The sequence below is a fragment of the Streptococcus australis genome (assembly GCF_901543175.1).
GTDB lineage: Bacteria > Bacillota > Bacilli > Lactobacillales > Streptococcaceae > Streptococcus > Streptococcus australis_A.
In genome coordinates, this window is sequence record NZ_LR594040.1 from 1,592,846 (window position 1) to 1,618,692 (window position 25,847).

A 25,847-nucleotide genomic window follows, 5' to 3' on the forward strand; every position below is an offset into this window, starting at 1 on the left:
TCACTAGATATTATCTAGTGATTTACTAGTACGATTTGGTATGTTTCTAGCATATCTGAAAATAAATATTTATTGGAGGTCAAATTTATGGCTGTTACGTATAGCGTCGCTCTCCCGGTAGTCGGGATTGATATTTGCTCAGCAAAAGAAGTTCTGGATGCGCACTTAGAGAAAGCTAACGAGGTCGGCTCTGTATACTTCAGCACGAGTAACAGAATGGATCCTAAAAAACTTACGAAAGTAAGTAAAATATTGCTTGTGAGTAAAGAATTTACTTATATTGCTGATTTGGTACTTTACCAATATTTTAATAAAAAATCAGCTCCTTTGGATGCTGCCGTTTATGCTCCAAGCTTGTTTGCAGACGATCAAGATTATCACTGGCTGAAACTTAAAAATATCAGGGAAATTAGCTTGGATGAATTGAATACTTTTCAAATGATAAACAAGGAAGCCCAAAAAAAATACGATGGTGTTGGGAACTATGTTGAAAATACAGGACGCTTGCAAGTGTTCTATGCAAAAAAAATAAGCTAATTGTAACCAACAACTAGAAAAGAGCATTTCGTTTATACGAGATGCTCTTTTATCTGTAAAATTTCTAGCTTATTAAACTAGAAACTCAGATTTGATGGCCCGAATCAAGTTTTCCCTAGTATTTCTAACAATCTGTATTATTTTTAGCTTGATTTACTTCTATACTCTCTATCAACTCTTTAAAGAAGTCAATCAAAAATCGCTCATTTAGGAGGTTACTCCCATGAAAAAAGAAGATTTCACCACTCGCTTTCTCAAACTATTCTTTCACATACAAGGGCCTTTTGATGAATGTCGTCAAGAGATGATTTACAGGGCTTGTGCCCGTGCCTTGATCCAAATCGTTTACTCCTCCCTCCTACTCTTCTTGTTCTATCTCCTATTTGGACGCTTCATAGAGTTGGTTCGAGATGCCATACCTTACCTCTATTTTGGACTTATCTTCGTCCTCGCATCTAGGGCGAGACTAGCAGTTCGCGACTTACATTTAGACAAGGATGACCAGTCCGAAATCCATCACAAAAGCCACAGCAAAAGCCAGATCAAAGTTCGTAGTTGGAGTGTATTCATCAGCATTCCAATTGGCTTGTTTGTCTTATCAGCCTTTCACAAACTCTTTGTTCAGCATCTTCCCTTCGATACCTTTTGGGACAACCTCTTCCAGTTCGATAAAATGCTCCCTTTACTAGTCTTGGGTTTGGGAATTGGAGCCATCTTTGGAACCATGACCTACGCCTTTTTATCAGAACACGAGGTAAAACACTCTGAACCAGTAACGCATAAGGAAAATATAGAAAAATGACCAGTATATATGATTTTTCCGTTTTAAACCAAAGCAACCAAGCAACTTCCCTAGAGAGTTATCGTGGTAACGTTCTCTTGATTGTCAACACTGCTACTGGATGTGGTTTAACGCCCCAGTACCAGGGACTTCAAGAACTCTATGAACGCTATCAAGATCAGGGTTTTGAAATCTTGGATTTCCCTTGCAATCAATTTATGGGACAAGCACCCGGCAGCGCAGAGGAAATCAATAGCTTCTGCAGCCTACACTATCAGACTACTTTCCCTCGATTTGCCAAGGTCAAGGTCAACGGCAAGGAAGCAGATCCTCTCTATGTTTGGTTGAAAGACCAAAAAGCTGGTCCGCTAGGAAAACGAATCGAATGGAATTTTGCTAAGTTTCTCATTGGCCGAGATGGGCAAGTCCTTGAGCGCTTCTCTTCCAAAACAGACCCCAAAACCATCCAAGAGTTTCTCCAAAAAATACTCTAATTTCTTTTTAAAACGTATCCTTTCATTTAGTTTGAGCCTTGAAAGGATGCGTTTTTTCTTTAAAAAGTAACTTATTTTCTTTAATTTATATTTATTTTTTTCTTTTTTGCTATTGCAATTCTTTTATTAATTTAGTATATTTGTTATATTAAAAGTTTCCAGTCATTTTAAGGGAGAAATGACCTTTTAAATTTTTTTATCTTAAAATGAAAGCGCTTTATGCACAGGAGGTAAGGTGGCTTACAAATTATCAAAGAGTTTTTATCCTTAAATCAAGTTGTAACCAAGTCAGACTTGGGCTCGGGCAGTAGCTGACTGCCTTTCTAAAAACTAGGAGTATATTATGAATCGATACCTTTTTGAAAAAGGGCAAACGTTTAGCATTCGGAAGTTGACTGTAGGTGTGGCCTCTGTCATGGTCGGACTAGCATTTTTTGCTTCAGGAACTGCTCTAGCTGATGAAAATCTTCCCGATGGAAAATCAAACCTTGAGAGTAAAATTGAGCAGGTTTCCAATCTAGAAGAAAACAAAGTTGAACCCGAGAAGAAAGAAAACCTCAACCAGCCAGCAGCACAGCAATTAGAAAAAGAAGAAGCTCCTGCTGATACAAGTAAGGCTGATCTGCTCCCTGAAGAAATTCACGATCAAGCATACCCTGACACCGACGTCAAACCTCTCAAAACTTCAGCTACCGTAGAAAAGGCTGAAAGTCCTCAAGTTGAATCAAAAAGTATTTTGAAGTCAAAGGAAGAGGAGAACGCTCAAAAAGAGAATCGTGCTATTATTAACGGTGGTTTGGATCTCAAGCATATTCAATACGAGGGACAACCCGCAACTGCTGCCACTATGGTCTACAGCATTTATAATGGTGGTTCTCAACGATACATCGTTTCTGGCTCTGGTATTTTCGTAGCTCCTAACGTTTTCTTGACAGTTGCTCATAACTTTTTAGATAAAGAAGGCCATGTTCGCGGCGGAGATTCTGCGCGCTTCTATTACAATCTAGGATCCAACGCTCCCGTTAAGAATTCTCAGCCAAATTCAGGAAATACAACACTCTTCCAAGAGAAAGATATCCACTTCTGGAATAAAGAAGAGTTTAGCAAGGGATACCAAAATGATTTGGCAGCAGTTGTAGCACCTGTCCCTGTTCAAATCGCAAGTCCAAATAAAGCAGCAACTTTTGTACCACTCGCTGAGCATCAGACATACAAATCAGGTGATCCTGTCAGCACGATTGGTTATCCAACTGACTCTAGTTCAAAAGAACTCAAGCAACCTATCATAGCTGGTCAACTTTATAAAGCTGACGGTACAGTTAAATCCGTTGAGTCTTATGACGACAAGGGTGCTACTAGCATCACCTACCAAACAACCTCCGTATCTGGTTTATCTGGTGGTGGGATTATCAATGGCGATGGAAAAGTCATCGGTGTCCACCAGCGCGGAACAGTTGATAATGCGAGTATCCCTGAGAAGGATCGCTTTGGAGGTGGACTTGTCCTCTCTCCTGAACAACTCAAATGGGTTAAAGATATCATCGCAAAACATGGTGTCAAGGGCTGGTATCAAGGTGATAATGGCAAACGTTATTACTTTACACCCGAAGGTGAAATGCTTAGAAATAAGACAGCTGTCATCGGAGAAAATCAGTACTCCTTTGATGAGAGCGGTGTCGCTACTCTAGTCAAGGGAATTGATTACGGACGTGTCGTCATCCAGCACGTGGATGAAGCAGGCAATACAGTCAAAGAAAATGATACTTTCTTAGACAAAACAGAAGTGGGAACTGGCTTTGACTATGATTTCAAAAAAGCAATCACTCCAACCGAATTCTACAAGCAAAATCTAGAAAAATACCAGATTGTTTCCATCGATGGAGTTGAGATTCAGAAGCAACTAAAAGACGAGTGGAACCACAACGTCGTTAGCAAGACAGCTCCTGGAACCCGTGTCATCAAGATTGTCTATAAAGTCAACAAAGGCTCTTTCAAAGTTTACTACCGTCAAAAAGGAACAGCTACTGAACTAGCTGAGGCAACAGTTGATAACAATGAAGGCCAAGAGTATGAGGTTTCCTTTGTCAACACCTTCCATGCAAAAGACATTGCTGGCTACCGTCCAGTCAAGGCTAGCTTGGAAGCAAGGATTCAGCAAAAAGGTGTGAATGAAGTCGTCTTTGAATACGAGCCAATCGCTGATACATCCAATCCAACGACTCCGACTCCTCCAGTCGCTCATCCAGAAGATAAAGAAACTGAGATTGGCAACCATGGACCTCTTCCAAGCAAGGCCCAACTCGATTACCACAAGGAAGAATTAGCAGCCTTCATCCACTACGGAATGAACACTTATACCAATTCTGAATGGGGAAATGGGAAAGAAGACCCTCGATACTTCAATCCAACCAACTTGGATACAGATCAATGGATTCGCACGCTGAAGGAAACTGGCTTCAAACGGACCATTATGGTTGTTAAACACCACGACGGTTTCGTTGCTTACCCTTCTAAGTATACGAATCATACCGTAGCTGCTAGCCCATGGAAAGATGGAAAGGGTGACCTTCTCGAAGAAGTTTCCAAGTCTGCTAGCAAGTACGACATGAATATGGGGGTTTACCTATCACCATGGGATGCCAACCATCCAAAATACCATGTCGCAACTGAAAAAGAATACAACGAATACTATCTCAACCAACTGAAAGAAATCCTTGGCAATCCAAAATACGGAAATAAAGGCAAATTCATCGAAGTTTGGATGGACGGTGCGCGTGGTAGCGGTGCCCAAAAAGTAACCTACACCTTTGATGAATGGTTCAAATACATCAAAAAAGCTGAAGGGGATATCGCCATCTTCTCTGCTCAACCGACAAGCGTTCGCTGGATCGGAAATGAACGTGGTATCGCAGGTGACCCTGTCTGGCATAAAGTCAAACGTGCCAACATCACAGACGATGTGAAAAATGACTACCTCAACCACGGTGACCCAGATGGAGATATGTACTCTGTAGGGGAAGCTGACGTTTCGATCCGTTCCGGTTGGTTCTACCATGACAACCAACAGCCGAAATCACTCAAAGAGTTGATGGATATCTACTTCAAGTCTGTTGGTCGTGGAACCCCACTCCTTCTCAACATTCCACCAAATAAAGAAGGAAAATTTGCAGATGCGGATGTGGCTCGCTTGAAGGAGTTCAAGGCAACTCTAGACCAAATGTATGCGACTGACTTTGCCAAAGGTGCCACTGTAACAGCAAGTTCTACCCGTCAGAACCACCTCTATAAGGAAAGTCACCTGACAGACGGTAAAGATGATACTAGCTGGGCTCTCTCAAATGATGCTACAACTGGTAGCTTTACAGTCGATTTAGGGCAAAAGAGACGCTTTGATGTCGTTGAACTCAAGGAAGACATCGCCAAAGGTCAACGTATCTCTGGTTTCAAGATTGAAGTCGAAATCAACGGGCGCTGGGTGACTTACGGGGAAGGTTCAACTGTTGGCTACCGCCGTTTGATTCAAGGACAACCTGTAGAAGCGCAAAAAATCCGTGTAACTATCACTGGTGCTCAAGCAACTCCAATCTTGACCAACTTCTCAGTCTACAAGACACCTACTAGCATTGAGAAGACAGACGGTTACCCTCTTGGACTCGAGTACCATTCAAATACAACCGCTGACAAGGCTGGTACAACTTGGTACAATGAAGCTGAAGGTGTTCGTGGCACTTCTATGTGGACCAATCAAAAAGATGCCAAAGTAAGCTATACCTTCACAGGAACCAAGGCCTATGTCGTCTCTACAGTCGATCCAGGTCATGGAGAAATGTCCGTCTATGTTGATGGCCAAAAAGTTGCGGATGTGCAAACTAAGAATGCTAGCCGTAAACGAAGCCAAAAAGTCTTTGAAACAGATGATTTAGCACCTGGACAACACACCATTACTCTCGTTAATAAAACAGGTGAACCGATTGCTACAGAAGGAATCTACACCCTAAACAATGATAGCAAGGGAATGTTTGAACTCGAGTCTACTAACTACGAAGTCGAAAAAGGAAAACCAGTCACTGTTAAAATTAAACGTGTTGGTGGAAGCAAGGGAACTGCTACTGTTCGCTTTATCACAGAGCCTGGAACTGGGGTTCACGGTAAAGTTTACCAAGATACAACTCAAGATGTGACTTTTGAAGATGGAGAAACAGAAAAGACTGTTACCATCCCAACGATTGACTTTACAGAACAAGCCGACTCTATCTTTGACTTTAAAGCCAAGCTCACTTCTGTTTCTGATGGTGCCTTGCTCGGTTTTGCTACCGATGCAACAATCCAAGTGATGAAGGCTGAATTGCTGATCAAGGATCAAAAAAGCTATGATGACCAAGCTAGTCAGTTGGATTACAGTACTGGCTGGAACCATGAAACCAATTCAGCAGATAAGTACCAAAAGACGGAGTCTTGGGCTTCCTTTGGGCGCTTAACTGATGTGCAAAAGAAAAAGACAACCGTAACAGCTTACTTCTACGGTACTGGACTTGACATCAAGGGATTTGTAGACCCAGGTCACGGTATCTACAAGGTCTTCTTAGATGGTAAAGAAGTTCCTTACCAAGATGGCATGGGAAATGCTTCGACTATTGATGGCAAGAAATACTTTAGCGGTCACGCTGCCCAACGCCAAGGCAATCAAACTCTGGTTAGCCTAAAAGGTCTTGATGAAAACTTGCACGCAGTCACCCTTCAACTCGATCCTGATCGAAACGATTTGTCTCGAAATATCGGTATCCAAGTAGACCAATTCATCACTCGTGGCGAAGGTAGTGAACTATACAGCAAGGCAGATATCATCCAGTCTATCTCTAAATGGAAAGACGATCTGTCAAACTTTAATCCAGCAGGTTTGAAAAATACGGCTACTGCACGCCAAGCTTTCCAAGCAAATCTAGAAAAATTGAGAAACCAACTCAGTGCCGAAGCTGTGGATGTTCAAGAAGTCATGTTAACTGTCAGTGCCTTACAAGATATCCTTTCCAAGGACGAGAACTATCAAAGAGGCCAAGAGGAACCGAGTCCAGAACAGCCTGCTGAACCGAAACAGCCGGAAATTGAATACAATAAGGCCATGGCTAGCTTGACTGAAGCAATCGAAAAGAAAGTAGCTCAACTCGGAGCAGACAATGATGCTAAGAAGAAGTTAGTCGAAATTGCTAATCAAGCCATTGCTGCGATCCAAGAAGCTAAGACTCAGGAGGCAGTCAATAAAGCGCTAGAAACTGCTCTCGAGCAAATCAACAAGTTGCAACCAGCTCAACCAGAAAAACCAATTACTTCTTCATCTCCTGAAGAAGGAGTTAAGAACCTTGTATTTACACTTCCAAGTTTGGAAATTGTCAATAAGGTAGTGCCGTTCAAGACTATCCGTCGCGAAAATGCCCTACTAGACAAAGGAAAAGAGCAAGTTCTATCAGAAGGGAAGGACGGTCTCCTAGTCGAGTATGTTGAAGTAGACGGTGACAATCGCAAGGTTGTCAAAACGGAAACAACTCCAGCTCAAGAGCGAGTGATTGAGGTGGGCACTAAACAAAGTTCAGTAGGAACAGAGGCACCTCCTGTTGTGACCCTTCCTGAGCACCCTCTACCAGCTCAACCTGAAAAACCGATTACTTCTTCATCTCCTGAAGAAGGAGTTAAGAACCTTGTATTTACACTTCCAAGTTTGGAAATTGTCAATAAACCAGTGCCGTTCAAGACTATCCGTCGCGAAAATGCCCTACTAGACAAAGGAAAAGAGCAAGTTCTATCAGAAGGGAAGGACGGTCTCCTAGTCGAGTATGTTGAAGTAGACGGTGACAATCGTAAAGTTGTCAAAACGGAAACAACTCCAGCTCAAGATCGAGTGATTGAGGTGGGCACTAAACAAAGCTCAGTAGGAACAGAGGCACCACCTGTTGTGACCCTTCCTGAGCACCCTCTACCAGCTCAACCAGAAAAACCGATTACTTCTTCAAGTCCCGAAGAAGGAGTTAAGGATCTTGTCTTTACACTTCCAAGTTTGGAAATTGTCAATAAACCAGTGCCGTTCAAGACTATCCGTCGCGAAAATGCCCTACTAGACAAAGGAAAAGAGCAAATCCTATCAGAAGGTAAAGACGGTCTTCTTGTTGAGTATGTTGAAGTAGATGGCAGCAATCGCAAAGTTGTCAAAACGGAAACAACTCCAGCTCAAGATCGAGTGATTGAGGTGGGTATCAAGCAAAGCTCAGTAGGAACAGAGGCACCACCTGTTGTGACCCTTCCTGAGTATGTTGTCCCAAGAGAGACCGAAAAACCAGCTCCAGTCGTAACAGACAATTCATCAGCAAAAGATGAAAAAGTTCCTGTTGCAACTACAGTCAAACAAGACAAGGAAAAACAACTCCCAGCAACTGGGGAACAAGAAGCGAATGCCTTCCTATTCTTGGCAGCTATTACTTCTATCTTGTCTCTCCTTATCTTCCAAAAGAATTTCAAAGACTAAAAAAATCTTTGATTGATTCTTTCCCATTATTTCAGTTCCCCCGTAGAGAAGACCAAATGGTCTTCTCTTTTTCTATCTGTAAAATTTAAAAACATCCACAAATATACATGGATGTTTTAGTATAAAATTCTAAAATAAGGTTATCATTGAGGGTAGATATTTTCAAAGTCAACTACGATTTCAAGCAAACGGTCATCTAAAAAAGATAGTGCTTCTTGTCTAATATCTTCAGGAATACCATAGTAAGCTTCGGCAATCCCTCCGCAGATGTAGGATGGTGTTTCGAATTCCTATACCATGAAATCTTCTGACGCTCACAAGTCACCTTACCTAGGTCAGATTTCATTCTACCACACCTAGTCTACTGACTACTATTTTTGAGTCCAGCGTAGGCATAGATTCTCGTCCGTGAACAATCTTTTTCCATCTCCACCCTAAAATAAAAGCGATGCTCCCGCCCATCCTTGGCATTTTCCTTGTTTAAGACGAAGTAGTTCTTCTGATTGATGGCCATGGTTCGTAGGATATCATCGATCAAAAAAGTCAAGGGAACATTCATGGCAGAGTATTTTTGGAAATCCTCTTCAAAACGGATATAATTATCTGAAAAATAATCCATCTGCAGTTTGTTTTCATACAACTCTTTTCTAGTCATACACTCCCTCCTCCAACAGTCGAATTTCGAGGATGTCTGTAAGTTCTATCAGCCTATATCCCTCGTTTGTTTTAATAGATAGAGTTTGAGGTGCTAATTCGCTCACCTCACCGATGATTGTCGTTTTTTGCTTTCTTTCCTTGACAACAAAACATCCCTTCAATTGACCAACATAAAGCTGAGAAAGCAAGAGTAGCTTCTCAACTGAATTCAAATTCGTCGAAAAATCAACACGATTTTTTTCTTCACCAAGCGAGCTGGTATGCTCTGAGAGGAAAAAGCCCATCCACTTCTGCATCCCTGGATCTTGATAGTCTCGTGCAGATTGAAAAGGTAAATAAGAACGATCAATCATTGTAATCCATCTAATCCTCCAGCAGAATGCCCACCAATCAGCTTGCTTCTGGCAAAACTCCTAGAGGCTTCTTCCAGTGCATTGGCCTTTAAGAGAGAAGTGAAGCCAAATTGTTTCCGAATGGAGTCAATGGCCGTCTGGAGCCTTTCTTCTTTTTCTAACTTGTCAACATCATCAAAGAGGGAAATCAAACCAAAGGACTCATCCACAAATCCTGAATAGTTGACTCCGACACTTCTGACCGCCCCAGAAGTGTATTTGTTATGAAATAGCTTCAAAACATAATCCGTTAAGATAGCCGTATTATTGGTAGGTTCGATCTTCATTTGTGTGTGAATAGACGGCCTAACCTCCTGTTTAGAGAAACCAAGATAGATAGAGACAAGGGTCGTTTTCTTGCCCGCCCTTCTCAGTCTAATAGCCACCTGCTCTGCCATTTCTCGGAGAATAATTTCGATATCCCGTAACTTCACGTAGTCTCTCGGCAAGATTTGAGAATTTCCCAAACCTTGGGACTTAGCTTTATAGGGCTTATGAACATTGCTCTCGTCAATCCCGTTAGCATGAAACCACAAACGCAGGCCAGCCTGACCCAGAGCTTTCTTTAGCTGGTCTGGATTGCTGGTTGCTAATTCCTTGATGGAAAAAATCCCCAGAGCATGCAAGCGTTTCTCCATCCGCCTGCCAATTCCCCAAAAATCCGTCATCTTGGGAATGGCCCAGACCTTCTCTTCCACATCCTGGTAAGACCAGTTAGCCCTCATGGTCGGGGTGTGCTTGGCCTCATTATCCAGAGCCAACTTGGCTAGTAAGGGATTGGCATTGGACATACCCACCGTAGAGTAGATCCCTGTCTGCCTCCAAATATCTCTCTGGATACGAGCAGAAAGCATATCCAGCTTGTCTTTGCGAGAAATCTGCCTGTCTGGGATGAAATAGTTAAGCGAACTGGTTAGATCGATAAAGCCCTCATCGATAGAGTAGGGATAAATATCATCTGGACTGCCATAGTTTTGAAAGATTCGCTGGATTTCCATATTGACCGCTATGTACTCGTCCATCCGAGGAGGGACAATCAAGGTGACTTGTGCCCAATCTTCGATACAACGCACATAGTCTGAATCTGTAGGCAACCCTTGCTTTCTGGCATTATAGTAGGAAAATTTGCGGGTCTTGATATCAAAGGGCAGATCATAGGCACGCCCAACATTTGACTTGCCAAAAATCTTCTTAAACATGGGAGAGGAGGCTAGGATAAGACCTGTTGAATTATCCGCGCGACTCATGACACAAAGCGAGGTCTTCAGCGGATGCAAGCCCCTTTTCACACACTCAACACTAGCATAAAAGGATTTCATATCGACAAAGGCAATATCACTTTCGGGCTCTCTGGAATAATCAAAGTAGCCCATAGACTAGCCCTCCATTGGCACAAAATTCCCAACGATAATCCCTACAATCCGAGGATCTTCCTCATAGGAGATGAAAATATCCTTGTATTTGGGATTGATAGAGACCAGACGCAAGCCATCTTCCTCTCGATAAACCCGTTTGATATAGGTTTGGTTGTTACAAACCACTGCATAAACCGCCCCATCATAATCAAATCCTGTCTCCCGAATCAGAGCCACAGAACCATTTTGATATTTAGGTTCCATGGAATCCCCAGATACCCATGACGCAAAATCATGGGCTAGTTCTTCATTAAAGTAGACCGTATCAAAATTTCGGTCATCGTAGACCGAAGCCCCAATCCCTGCTGACATGCGTTCATAGACACGGTACTCGTAGAGACGCTCTGGCATGGTCGTCACTTTCTGAGCCTGTTCCTCTTGAGCCAGGTTACGAGCATAGAGAACAACCTTTTCCTTCCCTTGCTTGGAGAGACTATTGTAGAGACGGACAATCTCTATCTGGGTGAAATAACCTTTTGCTACTTTTAAAATCTTCTCTAGCTGAGCAACCTTCTCCTTGGACGGTTCCTTGACCCCACGCTCCCAAGCCGAATAAGCCTGAAAACTAATCCCCAACTCCTCTGCAATTTCCTTCTGTGTCAATTTTAACTCTTTTCTCCGAGCCTTGAGTTTTTCTGGTTGGTACATGATTCACCTCCTAGTGTGATGCTTTAATGGACACATCTCCCTTAGAAAGACACATCGACAGTTGAACTTACATATTCAAAATTCAACCAATTTAGTTTAGTTTTATTATATAAAAAAAGTGGACGATTGTCCACTGGGAAAAACAAGTTTAAACAGCCCCACTTATCTATTCTGAACAAAAAAGACATCCAAGAGAATCTCTTGAATGTCTGTAAATCTCACTATCATGATCAATCACCGGATGGCTCAAGCTTTTTCCTTAAGATAGTGGCTGAAGAAAAAACAAAAAGGTAACTAGCAATCCCCGAAAGATGCAAGCAAGTCGAGATCCATCCGGTGATCATTGGTAAAAGCATCAGGCTAGCTAGAAGGATTAAGAAAAGATAATACAGTTTTACAGTGCATGAAAATTCTTTCCAAATATTCGGTAAAAGTATGACTCCTCCAGTTATAAAAGCATAGCCAACCGCAGAAATCCCCGTCGCCTGAATTTTTTGCCCCTGTGTTAAGAAGTGAAAGGCGATGGAAGAGATGACTGTCGCGGTAACAAAAACAAGCAAGACATGTTTGGAGCCTCTTTTCCTTTCCAGTAGTCCGCCAAAAGGTAGAATCATGAGCCCATTTAAAAATAGATGTACCCATAAAAACCAGAGGGGGGCTCCTTTACTTCCATGCATCAAGGTTCCACTCATATACTGCCAATAATAAACCGGTTTTGAATGAAAGGCCAATAGGTCGTACATAGCATCCCCATAAATAGAAGTGAGAATTCCTAACAATAAACAAATGAAAGTTAAAGTACTGACAACTGGGTAGGTTTTGAGGATGTTTTTCATGTTGCTAATTCTCTTCTATATACTTCTAATTTTTTCAGTTCTTCATCTATGTCTATTATACTACACTTCGATTCCTAATTTCCCATTTTATGCCCACCTTCAAAGACAATAGATATTAAACAAGAAAATGCCAGTAGATGTAGTTGTAGATGAAAATCCAGATCGGTTTCCAAAATGTAAGAAAGTTGCTAAAGCCATGCTGATAGAGTTTGGCTGTTTTGGGGCATAGACTCGGCTTGGTTAGTTTATTATATATATAAGCTCCTCCAAATATAAAAACTATTACAATAGCAATAATTTTAGCAACCTTATTTCTCATTAGTTGCCTCCGTTCCAAGTGATAATCTACAATTTTTAGTCTGCAATCATATTACTTATTATAACATAGTTCCCATTTTGTAAAATTAAGATAGATAAAAAAAGACATCCAAGAGAAAATTCTTGAATGTCTGTAAACATTGATAGTATCGTATTGATTAACGTTTACTAAATTGTGATGCTTTACGAGCTTTCTTAAGACCTGGTTTCTTACGTTCAACTTTACGTGAGTCACGTGTAAGAAGGCCTGCGCGTTTCAATGAATCGCGGAAGTCTGGGTCTACTTGAAGAAGGGCACGAGCGATACCGTGACGGATAGCTCCTGCTTGACCAGCGTAACCACCACCTACAACGTTAACGAAAACGTCGTATGAACCTACAGTTGAAGTAACTGCGAATGGTTGGTTGATTACAAGACGAAGGTCAGCGTGTGGGATGTACTCTTCAACATCTTTTTTGTTAACAGTGATTTTACCAGTTCCTGGAACAAGGCGAACGCGTGCAACAGCGTTTTTACGACGTCCAGTACCTGCATATTGTGCTTGTGACATACTTTATTGTTCCTTTCCTTAGATAAGTCCTGAAATATCAAGAACTTCTGGTTGTTGTGCAGCGTGAGTGTGCTCAGCTCCAACAAATACTTTCAACTTCATACCTTGAGCGCGGCCAAGAGTATTGTGTGGAAGCATACCTTTAACTGATTTTTCGATCAAACGTACTGCATTTTTAGAACGAAGTTCACCAGCAGAGATTTGTTTCAATCCACCTGGGTGGTTTGAGTGAGTGTAGTAGATCTTATCAGTTGCTTTTTTACCAGTCAATTTAACTTTTTCAGCATTGATAACGATTACGAAGTCACCTGTATCAGTGTGTGGTGTGAATGTTGGTTTGTTTTTTCCGCGAAGTACGCTAGCAACAACTGCTGAAAGGCGTCCAAGAGGTACATCAGTTGCGTCAACAACGTACCATTTGCGTTCTACTTGGCCTGGTTTAGCCATGAATGTAGTTTTGTTCATGATTTCTCCTATATGAATATCGTTTTTGTTTACAGGGCGGATGTTCCGGTCCGCGGGGTATTTGAAAGGTTCCGGGGCCTTACAAATGGGGTAAACAATACCGTCTACTATCATACCAAATTTTACTACTAAAAGTCAATAGATATGAAAAATAATTTTCCTGATTTGACCTTTAAAATATCACAAAAACCTCGTGAAAACGAGGTTTTTATTGCTATTTATATGTCAAGGCACGTTTAAAGCTTTTCCATAGGCCTAAATCATCTGTCTGAAGGACTAGGCTGGCATACATACGCCCGATAAAGACTGTCGCAGTTACTGCAAAAACGATTGTAATCGCCAGTGAAATCCAAGCCTCTAAATCACTTGCATAACCATTAATGGCTCTAAATGGCATAAAGAAGGTTGAAATGAAGGGAATGTAGGAACCAATTTTCAAAACTAAATTGTCCCCTGCAGCACCCAAGGCTGTTACCCCTATAAAGCCTGCTATAATCAAGATCATCAAAGGCGACAAGGCCTTACCGGCATCTTCAGGACGAGAAACCATGGAACCAAGGAAGGCTGCCAAAACTACGTACATAAAGAGACTCACTAAGACAAATAGTAAGGTATTGACAGTGAAGGCTTCTCCCAAATGGTTTAAAATACCTGAATTTGCCAAGAATGGTAAATCTTTGAAGAGAAGAAGCGCAGCAAGTCCACCCACGACATAAATACCAATATGGGTCAAAATTACAAGAAGCAAGGCAATCATGCGAGCGTAGAAATAATGGCTAGCTCGGATACTAGAAAAGACAACTTCCATAATTTTGGTTCCTTTCTCGCTAGCCACTTCCTGAGCAGTGACACTTGCGTAGGTAATCAAGATCATATAAAGGAAGAAACCGAGCCCTGCAGCCGCAATGGTTTGGACCATCTTTTTATTTTCTTTGGATTCGTCAATCTTCTCAGTAAAGTCAACAGTTTGAGCCAGGCGTTTTTCCTGCTCTTGGGACAAATTAGCCGCCGAGCGATTGAGTTGGTATTGAAGTTCATTGAGTTTATTGGTTACTGCTAGCTTGATACCTGTTTCAAGCGAGGTTTCACCATGGTAAACAGCCTTGATGACACTATCCTCTTGATCAATAGTTAGATAACCCTTGATTTTTTCATCCTTGATAGCAGCTTGGGCACTAGCTTCATCCTGATAGTCAAAGTTAATCCCATTGGTATCCCTGAGCCCTTCTGCCACAGATGGTACAGTTGTCACCACAGCCACCTTGCTATTTTTAGCCATAGAAGATCCTTGAAGATAGCTAATGCCTCCAGTTAGAGCTATAAAAAAGAATGGTGAAATGACCATAAAGAAGAAACTCCAGGACTTGACATGTCGCAGATAAGTTTCTTTAATAACTACCCACATATTTCTCATACTTCCACCCCTGATTCTAGTTTAAAGATTTCATCGATTGTTGGAGCTTGTTGGTCAAAGGTCGCGATGTATTGACCTTGAGTGAGGATCGGGAAGAGTTCTCTTCCAGCGTTCTCATCATCTAGGATCAATTTCCAACTGCCTTGCTTAGTCAAGCTCACCTGTTTGACATGAGGAAGACTTTCCAGTTCTTCCTTGCTTCGTTCACTTGAAACAAAGAGACGCGTTTTTCCGTATTGATTGCGGACATCCTGAACTGGTCCATGCAAGACCACACGTCCATCTCGAATCATCAGAATATCATCGCAAAGCTCCTCGACATTGGTCATGACATGATCTGAAAAGATAATGGTCGCACCACGCTCTTTTTCTTTTAAGATAACCTGCTTGAGCAACTCGGTATTGACTGGATCCAGACCACTAAAGGGCTCATCCAGGATAATCAAGTCTGGTTCATGGATTAGGGTGATAATCAACTGGATTTTCTGCTGATTTCCTTTTGAGAGGCTCTTGATTTTGTCGGTCAATTTCCCCTTAACTTCCAGTTTTTCCATCCATTGAGGGAGTTTTTCTTTGACCTCCTTAGCATCCATGCCCTTTAGAGTAGCCAAGTAACGAACTTGCTCAAGGACTGTCAACTTGGGCATGAGACTGCGTTCTTCAGGCAGATAACCAATCCGAGCGTAAGTCTCCTGACGAATATCCTGCCCATCCAGACTGATCTCTCCTTGGTACTCCAAAAATTTCAAAATACTGTGGAAAATCGTTGTTTTCCCAGCACCATTTTTCCCGACCAGCCCTAGAATTCGTCCTGGACTTGCCTGAAAATCTACACCAAACAAGACTTGCTTGGAACCGAAACTTTTCTCTAGATTTCTTACTTCTAGCATCTTCCACCTCCGAAATATGTTGCACTTATTATACTCCTTTTTGATAGCCTTTACAAGGATTTATGTACATTTTTATCTTGTTCATCCTTCCTTAGAAACTAAACTCTCTAAGGTTTTTGAGTACCCAAGTGATAGACTAATTATAACCCAATAAAGTATAGCTGAGAGCTTTTACTCCCCAATTGTTCATTTTTGATCCTGAACTGTCTTCTTGAAACTAAAAATCCACCCCCAAGGATGGATTGATGGTTTAACGTACTTCTGCATTCACTCTTTCTTCGAGAGATACTTGGATTTTCTCCATGTAACGTGCGACTTCTTCGTCCGTCAAGCTATCTTCTGGATTTTGGAAAGTCAGGCTGTAAGCCATTGACTTCATACCAAGTCCTAGTTTTTCGCCTGAGAAGACGTCGAAGAGTTTGATATCTGTCAATCGTTTCACGCCTGCAGCTTGAATTGCGTCTACAACTTCTTGATGGCTAATTTCTGCTTTGAGAAGAAGGGCAATATCACGGCTAACTGCTGGGAATTTTGTGATTTCCACAAATGGAGTAGCTGGTTGAAGGGCAGCTTCGATGGCTGAAAGGTTGAGCTCCGCTACATACGTTTCTGGAATATCGTAAGCCTTGGCAGTGACTGGATGTACTTGCCCAAGGAAACCAAGAACTTGGTCACCGAGTGAGATTACGGCTGTACGTCCTGGGTGAAGGCTAGTGATTTCAGATGTTGCAGTATAAGTTACTTGGAGTCCCAAACGAGCAAAGAGGGCTTCAAGGATTCCCTTAGCATAGAAGAAATCAACTGGAACCGCTGCTGTTTGGAAGTCTTTTTCTGCAACCAAGCCTGTCAAAGCAAGGGCAAAGCTGTTGATCTCGTTTGGTAGGTCTTCTTTTGGATTGCCTGTTTGTTCAAAGACTTTTCCAATCTCATAAAGAGCCAAGTTTTTGTTCTTACGAGCCACATTGTAGGCAACGGTATCGAGGATACCAGAAACCATATTTTGACGGAGAACGGAACGGTCCACTGTCATAGGCCACATGAGTTCAGTCAGCTTACTTGGTTGAGCTGTGAACTCTACTGCTTTCTCAGGAGTAGTCAGAGCGTAGGTGATAATTTCTGTCAATCCTGCTCCTTCAGCGATAGTACGAACTTGACGACGGAGTTTTTGTGTCGCAGTCAATTCACCAGCTGTACCATCGTCTTTTGGAAGACTAGTTGGCAAGCGGTCATATCCATAGATACGAGCGATTTCTTCAAAAAGATCTGCCTCGATAGTGATATCCCAACGACGACGTGGGACGCTGACTGTAAAGCTATCTGCATTGCCAGAAAGACCAAAACCAAGACGACGGAAGACGTCTTCTACATCAGCATAAGAAAGCTCAGTTCCAAGGACACGGTTAACATCTGCAAGGGTTGAAGAAACTTCTACATCAGAGGTATCAAGCCCACCTGCTGAAACAATACCCTTATGCACCGTCGCACCTGCAAGTTCAGCAATCATGCTAGTAGCCGCATCAAGGGCTTCATTGACTGTTGCCACATTAATGCCTTTTTCAAAACGAGAAGATGATTCTGAACGAAGGTTGAGGCGACCGCTGGTCTTACGGATAGATTTCCCATTGAAAACAGCAGCTTCAAGGACAACACGACTAGATTTTTCAGAGATTTCTGTTGCTTGACCACCCATAACACCTGCAAGGGCTACTGGTTTGTCTGCGACAGTGATGACTAGGTCATTCACATCCAAATCACGTTCTTCACCATCCAAGGTCACCAATTTTTCACCGACACGCGCTTCACGTACACGGATGTCATTTCCTTCAAAGGTATCCAAGTCAAAGGCATGCATGGGTTGGCCAAAGTAGAGCAAGATATAGTTGGTCACGTCCACTACGTTGTTGATTGGACGGATACCTTCATTCATAAGAAGATTTTGCAACCATTGTGGACTTGGTGCGATGGTCACATTGTCCAAGATACGGGCTGCATAGTAAGGAGCCTTGTCTGTGTCAATGTTGACAGAAAGAGCATCTGCTGCTACTTCGTTTGTTTCTGTTAAGGTAAATTCTTTAAAGCTGACTGCCTTGTCATAGATGGCTGCCACTTCGTGCGCTACTCCACGCATAGATAGGGCATCTGCACGGTTGGGTGTAATAGAAAGCTCGATGATTTCATCATCCAAGTCTAGGTAAGAGAAGACTTCCTCACCTGGAACAGCATCTTCTGGCAAGATTTGGATACCATCCGCAAATTCTTTTGGAACAACGGAGTCAGAAATACCCAACTCACCCAGTGAACAAATCATTCCGAGAGACTCAAGACCGCGGATTTTTCCTTTTTTGATCTTGTAATTGTCCGCGATACGAGCTCCCGGAAGTGCCACCATGACCTTGATACCAGCACGCACATTTGGAGCACCACAAACGATTTGACGGGCTTCTTCTTCACCCACATTAACCTGACAGACATGCAAGTGAGTTTCTGGCACATCTTCGCAAGACAAGACCTCACCGACGACAATTTTTGAGAGACCAGCAGCCGGTGATTCGACACCTTCGACCTCAATCCCTGTAGTTGACATTTTCTCAGCCAACTCTTGTGATGGCACATCGATGTCCACCAATTCTTTTAACCATTTATAAGATACTAACATAATTCTGATTGTAAGATCCCACCAAGCAAGACCTTTTCAATTCCTTTCTTTTTCTTCGAGTCAGTCGTTTCTTTTTAACTATATGAAATGTGAGCGACTGTTTAGGACTGTGTTTCAGGTTTCAATCTTATTTAAACTGTTCTGAGAAGCGGACATCCCCTTGGTAGAAACCACGGATATCATTGATTCCGTAGCGAAGCATGGCTACACGCTCTTGACCAAGACCAAAGGCAAAGCCAGAGTAAACAGTCGCATCGATACCACTCATTTCAAGGACACGTGGGTGAACCATACCAGCACCCATAATTTCGATCCAACCTGTTTTCTTACATACGTTACAGCCTTCTCCACCACACTTGAAGCAGGAAACATCCACCTCAACAGATGGCTCTGTGAATGGGAAGTAAGAGGGACGCAGACGAATTTGACGCTCTTCACCAAACATTTTTTGAACGATTAACTGAAGCGTTCCTTGAAGGTCTGCCATAGAGATATTTTTCCCAACAACCAAGCCTTCGATTTGATGGAATTGGTGACTGTGGGTCGCATCATCCGTATCACGACGGAACACACGCCCTGGCGAAATCATCTTCAAAGGACCTTTTGAAAAATCATGGGCATCCATGGCACGCGCCTGAACTGGAGACGTGTGAGTACGGAGCAAGATTTCTTCAGTGATATAGAAAGTATCCTGCATATCACGGGCTGGGTGGTCTTTTGGAAGGTTCATGCGTTCAAAGTTGTAGTAGTCTTTTTCAACTTCAAAACCATCCACGACTTGGTAACCCATGCCGATAAAAATATCTTCGATTTCTTCACTGGTTTGTGTCAAAACGTGACGGTGACCAGTCGCAACTGGACGACCTGGAAGTGTCACATCGATGCTCTCACTTGCTAGTTGAGCTGCAACTTTCTTTTCTTCCAAGAGCTTAGCTGTTTCTTCAAAAGCAGCTGTCAAGACATCACGAGCTTCATTGACGTGTTTCCCGATGACTGGGCGCATCTCAGCAGAAACATCTTTCATCCCTTTGAGGATTTCAGTAAGCGATCCTTTCTTCCCAAGGACAGAGACACGTAAATCTTGCATCTCTTTTTCATTTTCAGCAGTAATCTGCTTCAAGCTAGCCAGCGTTTCTTCGCGAAGCGCTTTTAATTGTTCTTCAATAGTTGACATAATTCCTCCATCAGTCGCTCGTAGATAAAAAGAAAACCACATGTCAAAAACTCCACTCGGAGCGTTGACACGCGGTACCATCCGTTTCATCTGACAAGTCAGACCTTCATTTCTAAATCCATGCGCAAGTGAATTCACCCAGCTTTCATATAGAGAGCTTGCAGTCACGGCTCTCCTCCCTGATATACTTCCCTTGAGTTACTAGTCTTGCGGATTTCTATTCGATTACTACATAGTTTATCAGATTTTTAGTTAAAAAACAAGTTAGATTAGACTAATTTCAATATAAAAAGGAACAAGACACAATTCATTACCTATTTGTAGGATTTGTTTCATCTGCTTGCCTTTTCAATAAAAGAGTTGCTGCTTGATTAAAACCATCACACCAGTTATACCATTTTGCTTCATACTCATCTTGAGGTAAGATACGGTCTTTTAAATCCAGAACAGAGTAAATCTTTCTTTCCTCGCAAGCTTGCGCATAGAGATGATACAGTTCATCACCACAATCTCTATCCCACTCAGCAGAAATCGTATCCCGACCTGCCAATAAAGTCTGATAAGCCCTGTGATGCCCGTCTGTAATCAACAAGCAATCTCCGAAGGTAAGAACACTGATTGGATTAATATTGGGCATTTCTGCCGACTGATAAAGCATCTGGATATTTTGTAACTTCTTTTCTGATAAGTATAGCTGACTCGGATGAAGATCTTTTATGTTGACTTTCATTTCTTTCTCCTCAAAGGAATTTAATATTTACTTCTGTATGCCTTTAAATCGCCATTGGAAGCGGAGCTTGTCATAGAAGGGAAATTCGATAAACAAGACTCCCAAGCCCACACAGAGACTGGCAAGGACGTCTGATGGATAGTGAACTCCCAGATAGACCCTTGACACCAGTACACTGACTAGGTAGAGACCTAGCACGATTTGCACGATTTTTCTCCAGACTGGATCTTTAATTCGTTGACTGAGAATGACAATCAAAGTACCTACCATCAGTGTCACTGCAAGAGAATGCCCGCTTGGGAAGGAAAATCCCTTCTCCTCTACCAAGTGTAAGATAGCTGGCCGTGGGCGCTGGTAGATATTTTTAAAAGTCACGATTAAAAGACCAGCCAAAGCTAGATTGCCCGCCATGAAGTAGCTTTCTATCTTCCACTGCTTACGATAAAAGATAAAGGTTGCGATGGCAACCCAGGTGATAATCACTGGGATATCAATCAAATGCGTAAGGGCACAGAACAGAACTGTCAAATAATCTGGCAAATCCCCACGAATAGCTGTCTGAATCGGTTGGTCAAAACCGACCAGCATTTCGGGGTAAAACTTAACCATATAGCCAAGTAGGACGAAAAGTAAAAGGGCAAAACTGCCCTTCATTAAAAATGTTTGTTTATCTCTCATAATGTTTTAAGGTTGGCTTCAAAAGGACATGTAACAACCAGAATGAAACGGCAAAGATTACACCTTCAATCAAGTTAAAAGGTAAGACCATAGTCATTAGGTAGTTGGAAAGTCCCAAAATTTTTCCAATATCGAAGTTAGCAAACTGCGCGTACAAAGGAACAGCATAGACATAGTTGAGAACCAACATCGCTGAAGTCAATCCTATAGTTCCCGCTAGAGATGCTAGTAGAAAACGAAGGGTGCTGCGTTCCTTTTTCCAAATCAAACCAAATGCGATAACAAAAACTCCCAAGGCTACAATATTCATTGGCAACCCAATATAAGTATTCACTCCCTGGCTATTCAGAAGCAACTTCAAGAGTGAGCGCAACAAGAGAATCCCGATAGCAGCAGGCAAATCCATCACCACCAAGCCCACAAGGACTGGCAAGATACTAAACTCGATCTTGAGGAAGGTTGCCGCTGGCAAGAGCGGAAAGTCAAAGTACATCAGCACAAATGAAATGGCTGATAAAATCGCAATGGTCGAAAGTCGACGTGTGTTTGTCATAGCAGGTTCCTCCAATTTTCTATAAAATCAGAAGAAGTTGGAAAGGATTCCTCTATCTATTCTCACTTTTTATATCCAAAAAGTTCCCCCTCACTCTTTTGAGCAAGCGGTTGCAATTTATCTATAAACTCGTCCGAACAGACAAAGCCATTCTTTCGTCTTCTCCCATCCAGACTATACTGTCGGTTGTGGAATCGCACCACATCAGCTTGCGCTCGCGGACTTCTTTAACTAAGATATTTTGGATTAATCTAGGCGTCGCAGTCGAAGATAATACTTGAGTATATCGAGACAAGACAACGAAGAGTAAGCCAAAATAGCTAGTTAAAGTCACCGCCGGTCGGGAATCACACCCAGCCCTGAAGACCCTTTAATCATAACAAAAAACGCTTGCAAGTGCAAGCATTTTGATTATTTCAATTTATCTGCTTCATAGGTGTGAACAAGCTCAAGACCTGCAAAGTTCTGCTGACGAAGAGCCTCATAGACAATCATGCAGACGGTATTAGACACATTGAGACTGCGGACGTGTTCATCATTCATGGGAATACGGAGAACCTTCTCAGGATGTTCTCGCATAAATTCCTCTGGCAAACCCTTATCCTCACGTCCAAAGAGAAAATACTGGTCCTCATCGCTTGCCAAATTCGCCTCAGAATAAACCTTTTCTGCAAATTTGGAAATCAAGTAGAGTTTTCCCTTCATCTGAGACATAAAGTCTGCCAAGTTATCATAAAAATGAATCTCTAACTTATCCCAATAATCTAAACCTGCTCGCTTCATTTTGCGGTCATCAATAGGAAAGCCCATCGGTTTGATGATGTGGAGGGGAGAATTGGTCGCAGCGCAAGTACGCGCGATATTACCTGTATTTTGTGGAATCTGAGGTTCAAATAAAACAATGTGATTTGTCATAATTGGCTTCCTTTTATCATTGCAAAAAAATAGCCACACTGCCCGGAGTCAAGCTCAGCAAACAGCGTGGTTAAGGCGTCGTTAACTTACCTCACAACAGGTTTGAAGTAAATCAGCGAAACTACTTTCTTAGTATAACACTTTCAGAATCAATGTCAATAGAAACGACTTGATTTTTTTACTTTTTTTGATGATATTTTCATGTTTGGTCATTCCATTTCTGAAAAGGAGTAGTAAAAGAGTAAAATCACTTCAAATCGGAGACATTGTTATAGAAGTTAAGCAAATTTATCTTCAAAAACTTGAAAAAGTCCTTTCTTCCCCTAAAAATCGGCTTGGCAAGTGCATTTTTTGCTAAAAAAGGGTATGATAGTTACATCATGAAAAAGTAGGTTTTTTATATGAAAATTGTCCTTGTTGGTGGAGGGAAAGTCGGTTTTGCCCTCTGTCGTTCACTAGTAGCGGAAAAACATGACGTTGTCCTCATCGAGCAAAATGAAGCTGTACTTAACCATATTGTCAGCCGCTTTGATATCATGGGCCTCCTTGGAAATGGTGCTGACTTTGCCATCTTGGAGCAAGCCGGTGTTCAAGAGTGCGATATCTTTATCGCCCTAACCGAATACGATGAAGTGAATATGATTTCAGCGGTACTTGCTAAAAAAATGGGCGCTAAAGAAACCATCGTTCGAGTGCGAAATCCTGAATACTCTAATGCCTATTTTAAAGAGAAAAATATTCTTGGATTTTCACTTATCGTTAACCCAGAACTCTTAGCAGCCCGTGCCATCTCAAATATCATCGATTTCCCTAATGCCCTCTCAGTTGAGCGTTTTGCTGGAGGTCGGGTCAGCCTGATGGAGTTTGTTATCAAAGATTCTAGCGGTCTTTGTCAAATGCCAATCTCAGACTTCCGTAAAAAATTTGGCAACATCATTGTCTGTGCTATGGAAAGAGACCATCAACTCATGATTCCAAGTGGTGATGTCACTATCCAGGACAAGGATAGGATTTTTGTTACGGGAAATCGTGTGGATATGATGCTTTTCCACAACTATTTCAAATCACGTGCAGTGAAAAGCTTGCTTATCGTTGGAGCTGGAAAAATTGCTTATTATCTACTTGGCATTTTGAAAGACAGTCGCATCGATACCAAGGTTATTGAGATCAATCCTGAAAGAGCTCGTTTCTTTAGTGAAAAATTCCCAAATCTCTATATCGTTCAGGGAGATGGAACTGCAAAAGACATATTACTAGAAGAAAGTGCTCCTAGCTATGATGCAGTCGCAACCTTAACTGGGGTTGATGAGGAAAACATCATCACCTCTATGTTTCTTGACCGTGTTGGCGTCCAGAAAAATATCACCAAGGTCAACCGGACCAGTCTCCTAGAAATTATCCATGCACCTGATTTTTCAAGTATCATCACACCCAAAATCATCGCAGTGGATACCATTATGCACTTTATCCGTGGTCGGGTAAACGCCCAATACTCAGACCTTCAAGCTATGCACCATCTTGCAAATGGTCAAATTGAAACCCTACAATTCCATATCAAGGAAGCTAATAAAATGACTGCCAAACCCCTTTCACAGTTAAAATTGAAGAAAGAGGTTCTCATCGCAGCCATTATCCGAAAAGGAAAAACAATCTTCCCGACTGGAGAGGATATGCTTGAGGTAGGAGACCAGTTACTGATAATCACCCTGCTACCAAACATCACCAAGATTTATGATTTGATTGAGAGGTAAAAAATGAATAAAAGTATGATTCGTTACCTCCTCTCAAAACTTCTCTTGATTGAGGCTGTTCTCCTCCTAGTGCCCGTTAGCGTAGCAACCTATTATCAAGAATCCAGCCAAGTATTCACAGCTCTCTTTACAACAATTGGAATTTTAGTCCTTCTCGGTGGGCTGGGAGTCTTGCGAAAACCAAAAAATCAACGGATTTATGCCAAGGAGGGTGTCCTAATCGTTGCCCTCTGTTGGATTCTCTGGTCTTTCTTTGGTGGCCTCCCCTTTGTCTTTTCAGGACAAATCCCCAGCATCATCGATGCCTTCTTTGAAATCAGTTCTGGTTTTACAACGACTGGTGCTACTATCCTAACAGATGTTTCCGTTCTTAGTCGTTCCCTCCTCTTCTGGCGAAGTTTCACCCACTTGATCGGAGGGATGGGGGTACTCGTCTTTGCACTTGCCATTATGGACAATGCCAAGAATAGCCACTTGGAAGTGATGAAGGCTGAGGTCCCTGGACCCGTCTTTGGCAAGGTCGTATCCAAGCTAAAAAACACTGCCCAGATTCTCTATCTGCTTTATCTGGCTCTCTTCTCCCTTTTTGTTGTTATCTACTACCTAGCAGGTATGCCTCTCTATGATAGTTTTGTCATCGCTATGGGAACAGCTGGTACAGGAGGATTCACCGTCTACAACGATGGAATTGCCCACTATGGTAGCTCACTCATCACCTATCTAGTTAGTATCGGAGTTCTGGTTTTTGGGGTTAACTTTAATCTCTACTACTACCTCATGCTCCGTCGGGTCAGGGCCTTCTTTGGAGATGAAGAACTGCGGGCTTATGTCATTATTGTCCTCGTGTCTACAGGTTTGATTACTCTCAATACCCTCCACCTTTACCAAGGTGTCTCTAAGAGTTTTGAGATGGCTCTCTTCCAGGTTTCCAATATCATCACGACAACTGGATTTGGTTACGGAGATATTACCAACTGGCCTCTCTTCTCCCAGTTTATCCTCCTCTTCCTCATGGGAATCGGTGGCTCAGCTGGTTCAACTGCTGGTGGTCTCAAAATTATCCGTGGACTCATCCTCACAAAAATTGCCAAAAATCAGATTTTATCTATTTTATCCCCTCACCGTGTCTTGACTCTGCATGTCAATAAAACCGTGATTGATAAGGATACCCAGCACAAGATTCTTAAATATTTTGCCATCTACGTGATGATTATACTCTCTCTCATCTTTATCGTCAGTCTTGATAGCAATGATTTTCTAGTCGTGACCAGTGCTGTCTTCAGCTGTTTTAACAATATCGGACCTATTCTAGGTACAACCTCTAGTTTTGCCATCTTTAGTCCCGTCTCTAAAATCCTGCTTTCATTTGCAATGATTGCGGGTCGCTTAGAGATATACCCCATTTTGCTACTCTTTATGAAACGAACTTGGTCTAAACGTTAATTATAATTACAATTCCCCTTTTACAAGATAGTAAA

The 25,847-nt window shown here is 42.1% G+C and carries 21 protein-coding genes and 1 riboswitch; of the genes, 6 read left to right on the plus strand and 15 right to left on the minus strand.

The genetic code is table 11. The annotated features are described in order from the left end of the window. The first annotated feature begins 87 nt into the window (after positions 1–87). The 4 genes from FGK98_RS08220 (at position 88) to FGK98_RS08235 (ending at position 8,326) form a co-directional block, all read left to right on the plus strand. A complete protein-coding gene (locus FGK98_RS08220) occupies positions 88–537 on the plus strand; it encodes a hypothetical protein (RefSeq protein ID WP_061587543.1) in 450 nt (149 codons plus the stop codon). 223 nt (positions 538–760) lie between these two features. Continuing rightward, positions 761–1,339 carry a DUF3278 domain-containing protein gene (locus FGK98_RS08225; protein WP_138100777.1) on the plus strand — a complete coding sequence of 193 codons (579 nt, stop codon included), beginning with the start codon at positions 761–763 and terminating at the stop codon, positions 1,337–1,339. Further along, positions 1,336–1,812: a glutathione peroxidase gene (locus tag FGK98_RS08230; RefSeq protein ID WP_138100778.1), complete on the plus strand. Its 477-nt coding sequence runs from the start codon at positions 1,336–1,338 to the stop codon at positions 1,810–1,812. Before FGK98_RS08225 ends, FGK98_RS08230 begins: the two co-directional genes overlap by 4 nt. A gap of 343 nt (positions 1,813–2,155) precedes the next feature. Beyond that, entirely contained in the window at positions 2,156–8,326 is a 6,171-nt protein-coding gene (locus tag FGK98_RS08235) for an alpha-L-fucosidase (RefSeq protein ID WP_138100779.1), read from the plus strand. Positions 8,327–8,687: 361 nt separating this feature from the next. On the opposite strand, the gene FGK98_RS08245 is transcribed toward FGK98_RS08235, so the two are convergent. From FGK98_RS08245 to FGK98_RS08320, 15 genes are all read right to left on the minus strand, one after another. Beyond that, positions 8,688–8,981, minus strand: a complete 294-nt coding sequence (locus FGK98_RS08245; protein WP_138100780.1) for a DUF5960 family protein — start codon at positions 8,979–8,981, stop codon at positions 8,688–8,690. Continuing rightward, positions 8,974–9,336 carry a hypothetical protein gene (locus tag FGK98_RS08250; protein ID WP_138100781.1) on the minus strand — a complete coding sequence of 121 codons (363 nt, stop codon included), beginning with the start codon at positions 9,334–9,336 and terminating at the stop codon, positions 8,974–8,976. Before FGK98_RS08250 ends, FGK98_RS08245 begins: the two co-directional genes overlap by 8 nt. Then, positions 9,333–10,748, minus strand: a complete 1,416-nt coding sequence (locus FGK98_RS08255; protein WP_138100782.1) for a Y-family DNA polymerase — start codon at positions 10,746–10,748, stop codon at positions 9,333–9,335. The genes FGK98_RS08250 and FGK98_RS08255 overlap by 4 nt, the downstream gene beginning before the upstream one ends. 3 nt (positions 10,749–10,751) lie before the next feature. After that, positions 10,752–11,438, minus strand: coding sequence for a LexA family transcriptional regulator (locus FGK98_RS08260; RefSeq protein ID WP_138100783.1), 687 nt, complete (start codon positions 11,436–11,438; stop codon positions 10,752–10,754). A 230-nt stretch (positions 11,439–11,668) separates the two neighbouring features. Continuing rightward, positions 11,669–12,274, minus strand: a complete 606-nt coding sequence (locus FGK98_RS08265) for a rhomboid family intramembrane serine protease (RefSeq protein WP_138100784.1) — start codon at positions 12,272–12,274, stop codon at positions 11,669–11,671. Between the two features lie 476 nt (positions 12,275–12,750). Next, positions 12,751–13,143 (minus strand): 30S ribosomal protein S9, encoded by a 393-nt coding sequence (gene rpsI, locus FGK98_RS08275; protein WP_000075969.1) that lies wholly within the window; start codon positions 13,141–13,143, stop codon positions 12,751–12,753. An 18-nt stretch (positions 13,144–13,161) separates the two neighbouring features. Beyond that, a complete protein-coding gene (rplM, locus tag FGK98_RS08280) occupies positions 13,162–13,608 on the minus strand; it encodes a 50S ribosomal protein L13 (protein WP_001044624.1) in 447 nt (148 codons plus the stop codon). A 214-nt stretch (positions 13,609–13,822) separates the two neighbouring features. Then, complete coding sequence (locus tag FGK98_RS08285; protein WP_138100786.1) at positions 13,823–15,022, minus strand: ABC transporter permease; 1,200 nt, start codon at positions 15,020–15,022, stop codon at positions 13,823–13,825. Beyond that, positions 15,019–15,912 carry an ABC transporter ATP-binding protein gene (locus tag FGK98_RS08290; RefSeq protein ID WP_138100787.1) on the minus strand — a complete coding sequence of 298 codons (894 nt, stop codon included), beginning with the start codon at positions 15,910–15,912 and terminating at the stop codon, positions 15,019–15,021. Before FGK98_RS08290 ends, FGK98_RS08285 begins: the two co-directional genes overlap by 4 nt. A gap of 250 nt (positions 15,913–16,162) precedes the next feature. Further along, complete coding sequence (pheT, locus tag FGK98_RS08295; protein WP_138100788.1) at positions 16,163–18,568, minus strand: phenylalanine--tRNA ligase subunit beta; 2,406 nt, start codon at positions 18,566–18,568, stop codon at positions 16,163–16,165. Between the two features lie 127 nt (positions 18,569–18,695). Next, positions 18,696–19,742 (minus strand): phenylalanine--tRNA ligase subunit alpha, encoded by a 1,047-nt coding sequence (gene pheS, locus FGK98_RS08300; RefSeq protein ID WP_061852988.1) that lies wholly within the window; start codon positions 19,740–19,742, stop codon positions 18,696–18,698. Between the two features lie 310 nt (positions 19,743–20,052). Then, positions 20,053–20,472: a chromosome partitioning protein ParB gene (locus FGK98_RS08305; protein WP_138100789.1), complete on the minus strand. Its 420-nt coding sequence runs from the start codon at positions 20,470–20,472 to the stop codon at positions 20,053–20,055. Between the two features lie 27 nt (positions 20,473–20,499). Then, complete coding sequence (locus tag FGK98_RS08310) at positions 20,500–21,150, minus strand: phosphatase PAP2 family protein (RefSeq protein ID WP_138100790.1); 651 nt, start codon at positions 21,148–21,150, stop codon at positions 20,500–20,502. Then, positions 21,140–21,703, minus strand: a complete 564-nt coding sequence (locus FGK98_RS08315; protein ID WP_138100791.1) for an ECF transporter S component — start codon at positions 21,701–21,703, stop codon at positions 21,140–21,142. The genes FGK98_RS08310 and FGK98_RS08315 overlap by 11 nt, the downstream gene beginning before the upstream one ends. 153 nt (positions 21,704–21,856) lie before the next feature. Further along, positions 21,857–22,074, minus strand: a riboswitch (FMN riboswitch). Positions 22,075–22,114: 40 nt separating this feature from the next. Beyond that, positions 22,115–22,618 (minus strand): tRNA (cytidine(34)-2'-O)-methyltransferase, encoded by a 504-nt coding sequence (locus FGK98_RS08320; RefSeq protein ID WP_125398392.1) that lies wholly within the window; start codon positions 22,616–22,618, stop codon positions 22,115–22,117. A gap of 401 nt (positions 22,619–23,019) precedes the next feature. Here FGK98_RS08320 and trkA point away from each other — a divergent pair, with 401 nt between their 5' ends. Then, a complete protein-coding gene (gene trkA, locus FGK98_RS08330) occupies positions 23,020–24,369 on the plus strand; it encodes a Trk system potassium transporter TrkA (RefSeq protein WP_138100792.1) in 1,350 nt (449 codons plus the stop codon). A 3-nt stretch (positions 24,370–24,372) separates the two neighbouring features. Further along, entirely contained in the window at positions 24,373–25,812 is a 1,440-nt protein-coding gene (locus FGK98_RS08335; RefSeq protein ID WP_138100793.1) for a TrkH family potassium uptake protein, read from the plus strand. The last annotated feature ends 35 nt before the right edge of the window (positions 25,813–25,847 follow it).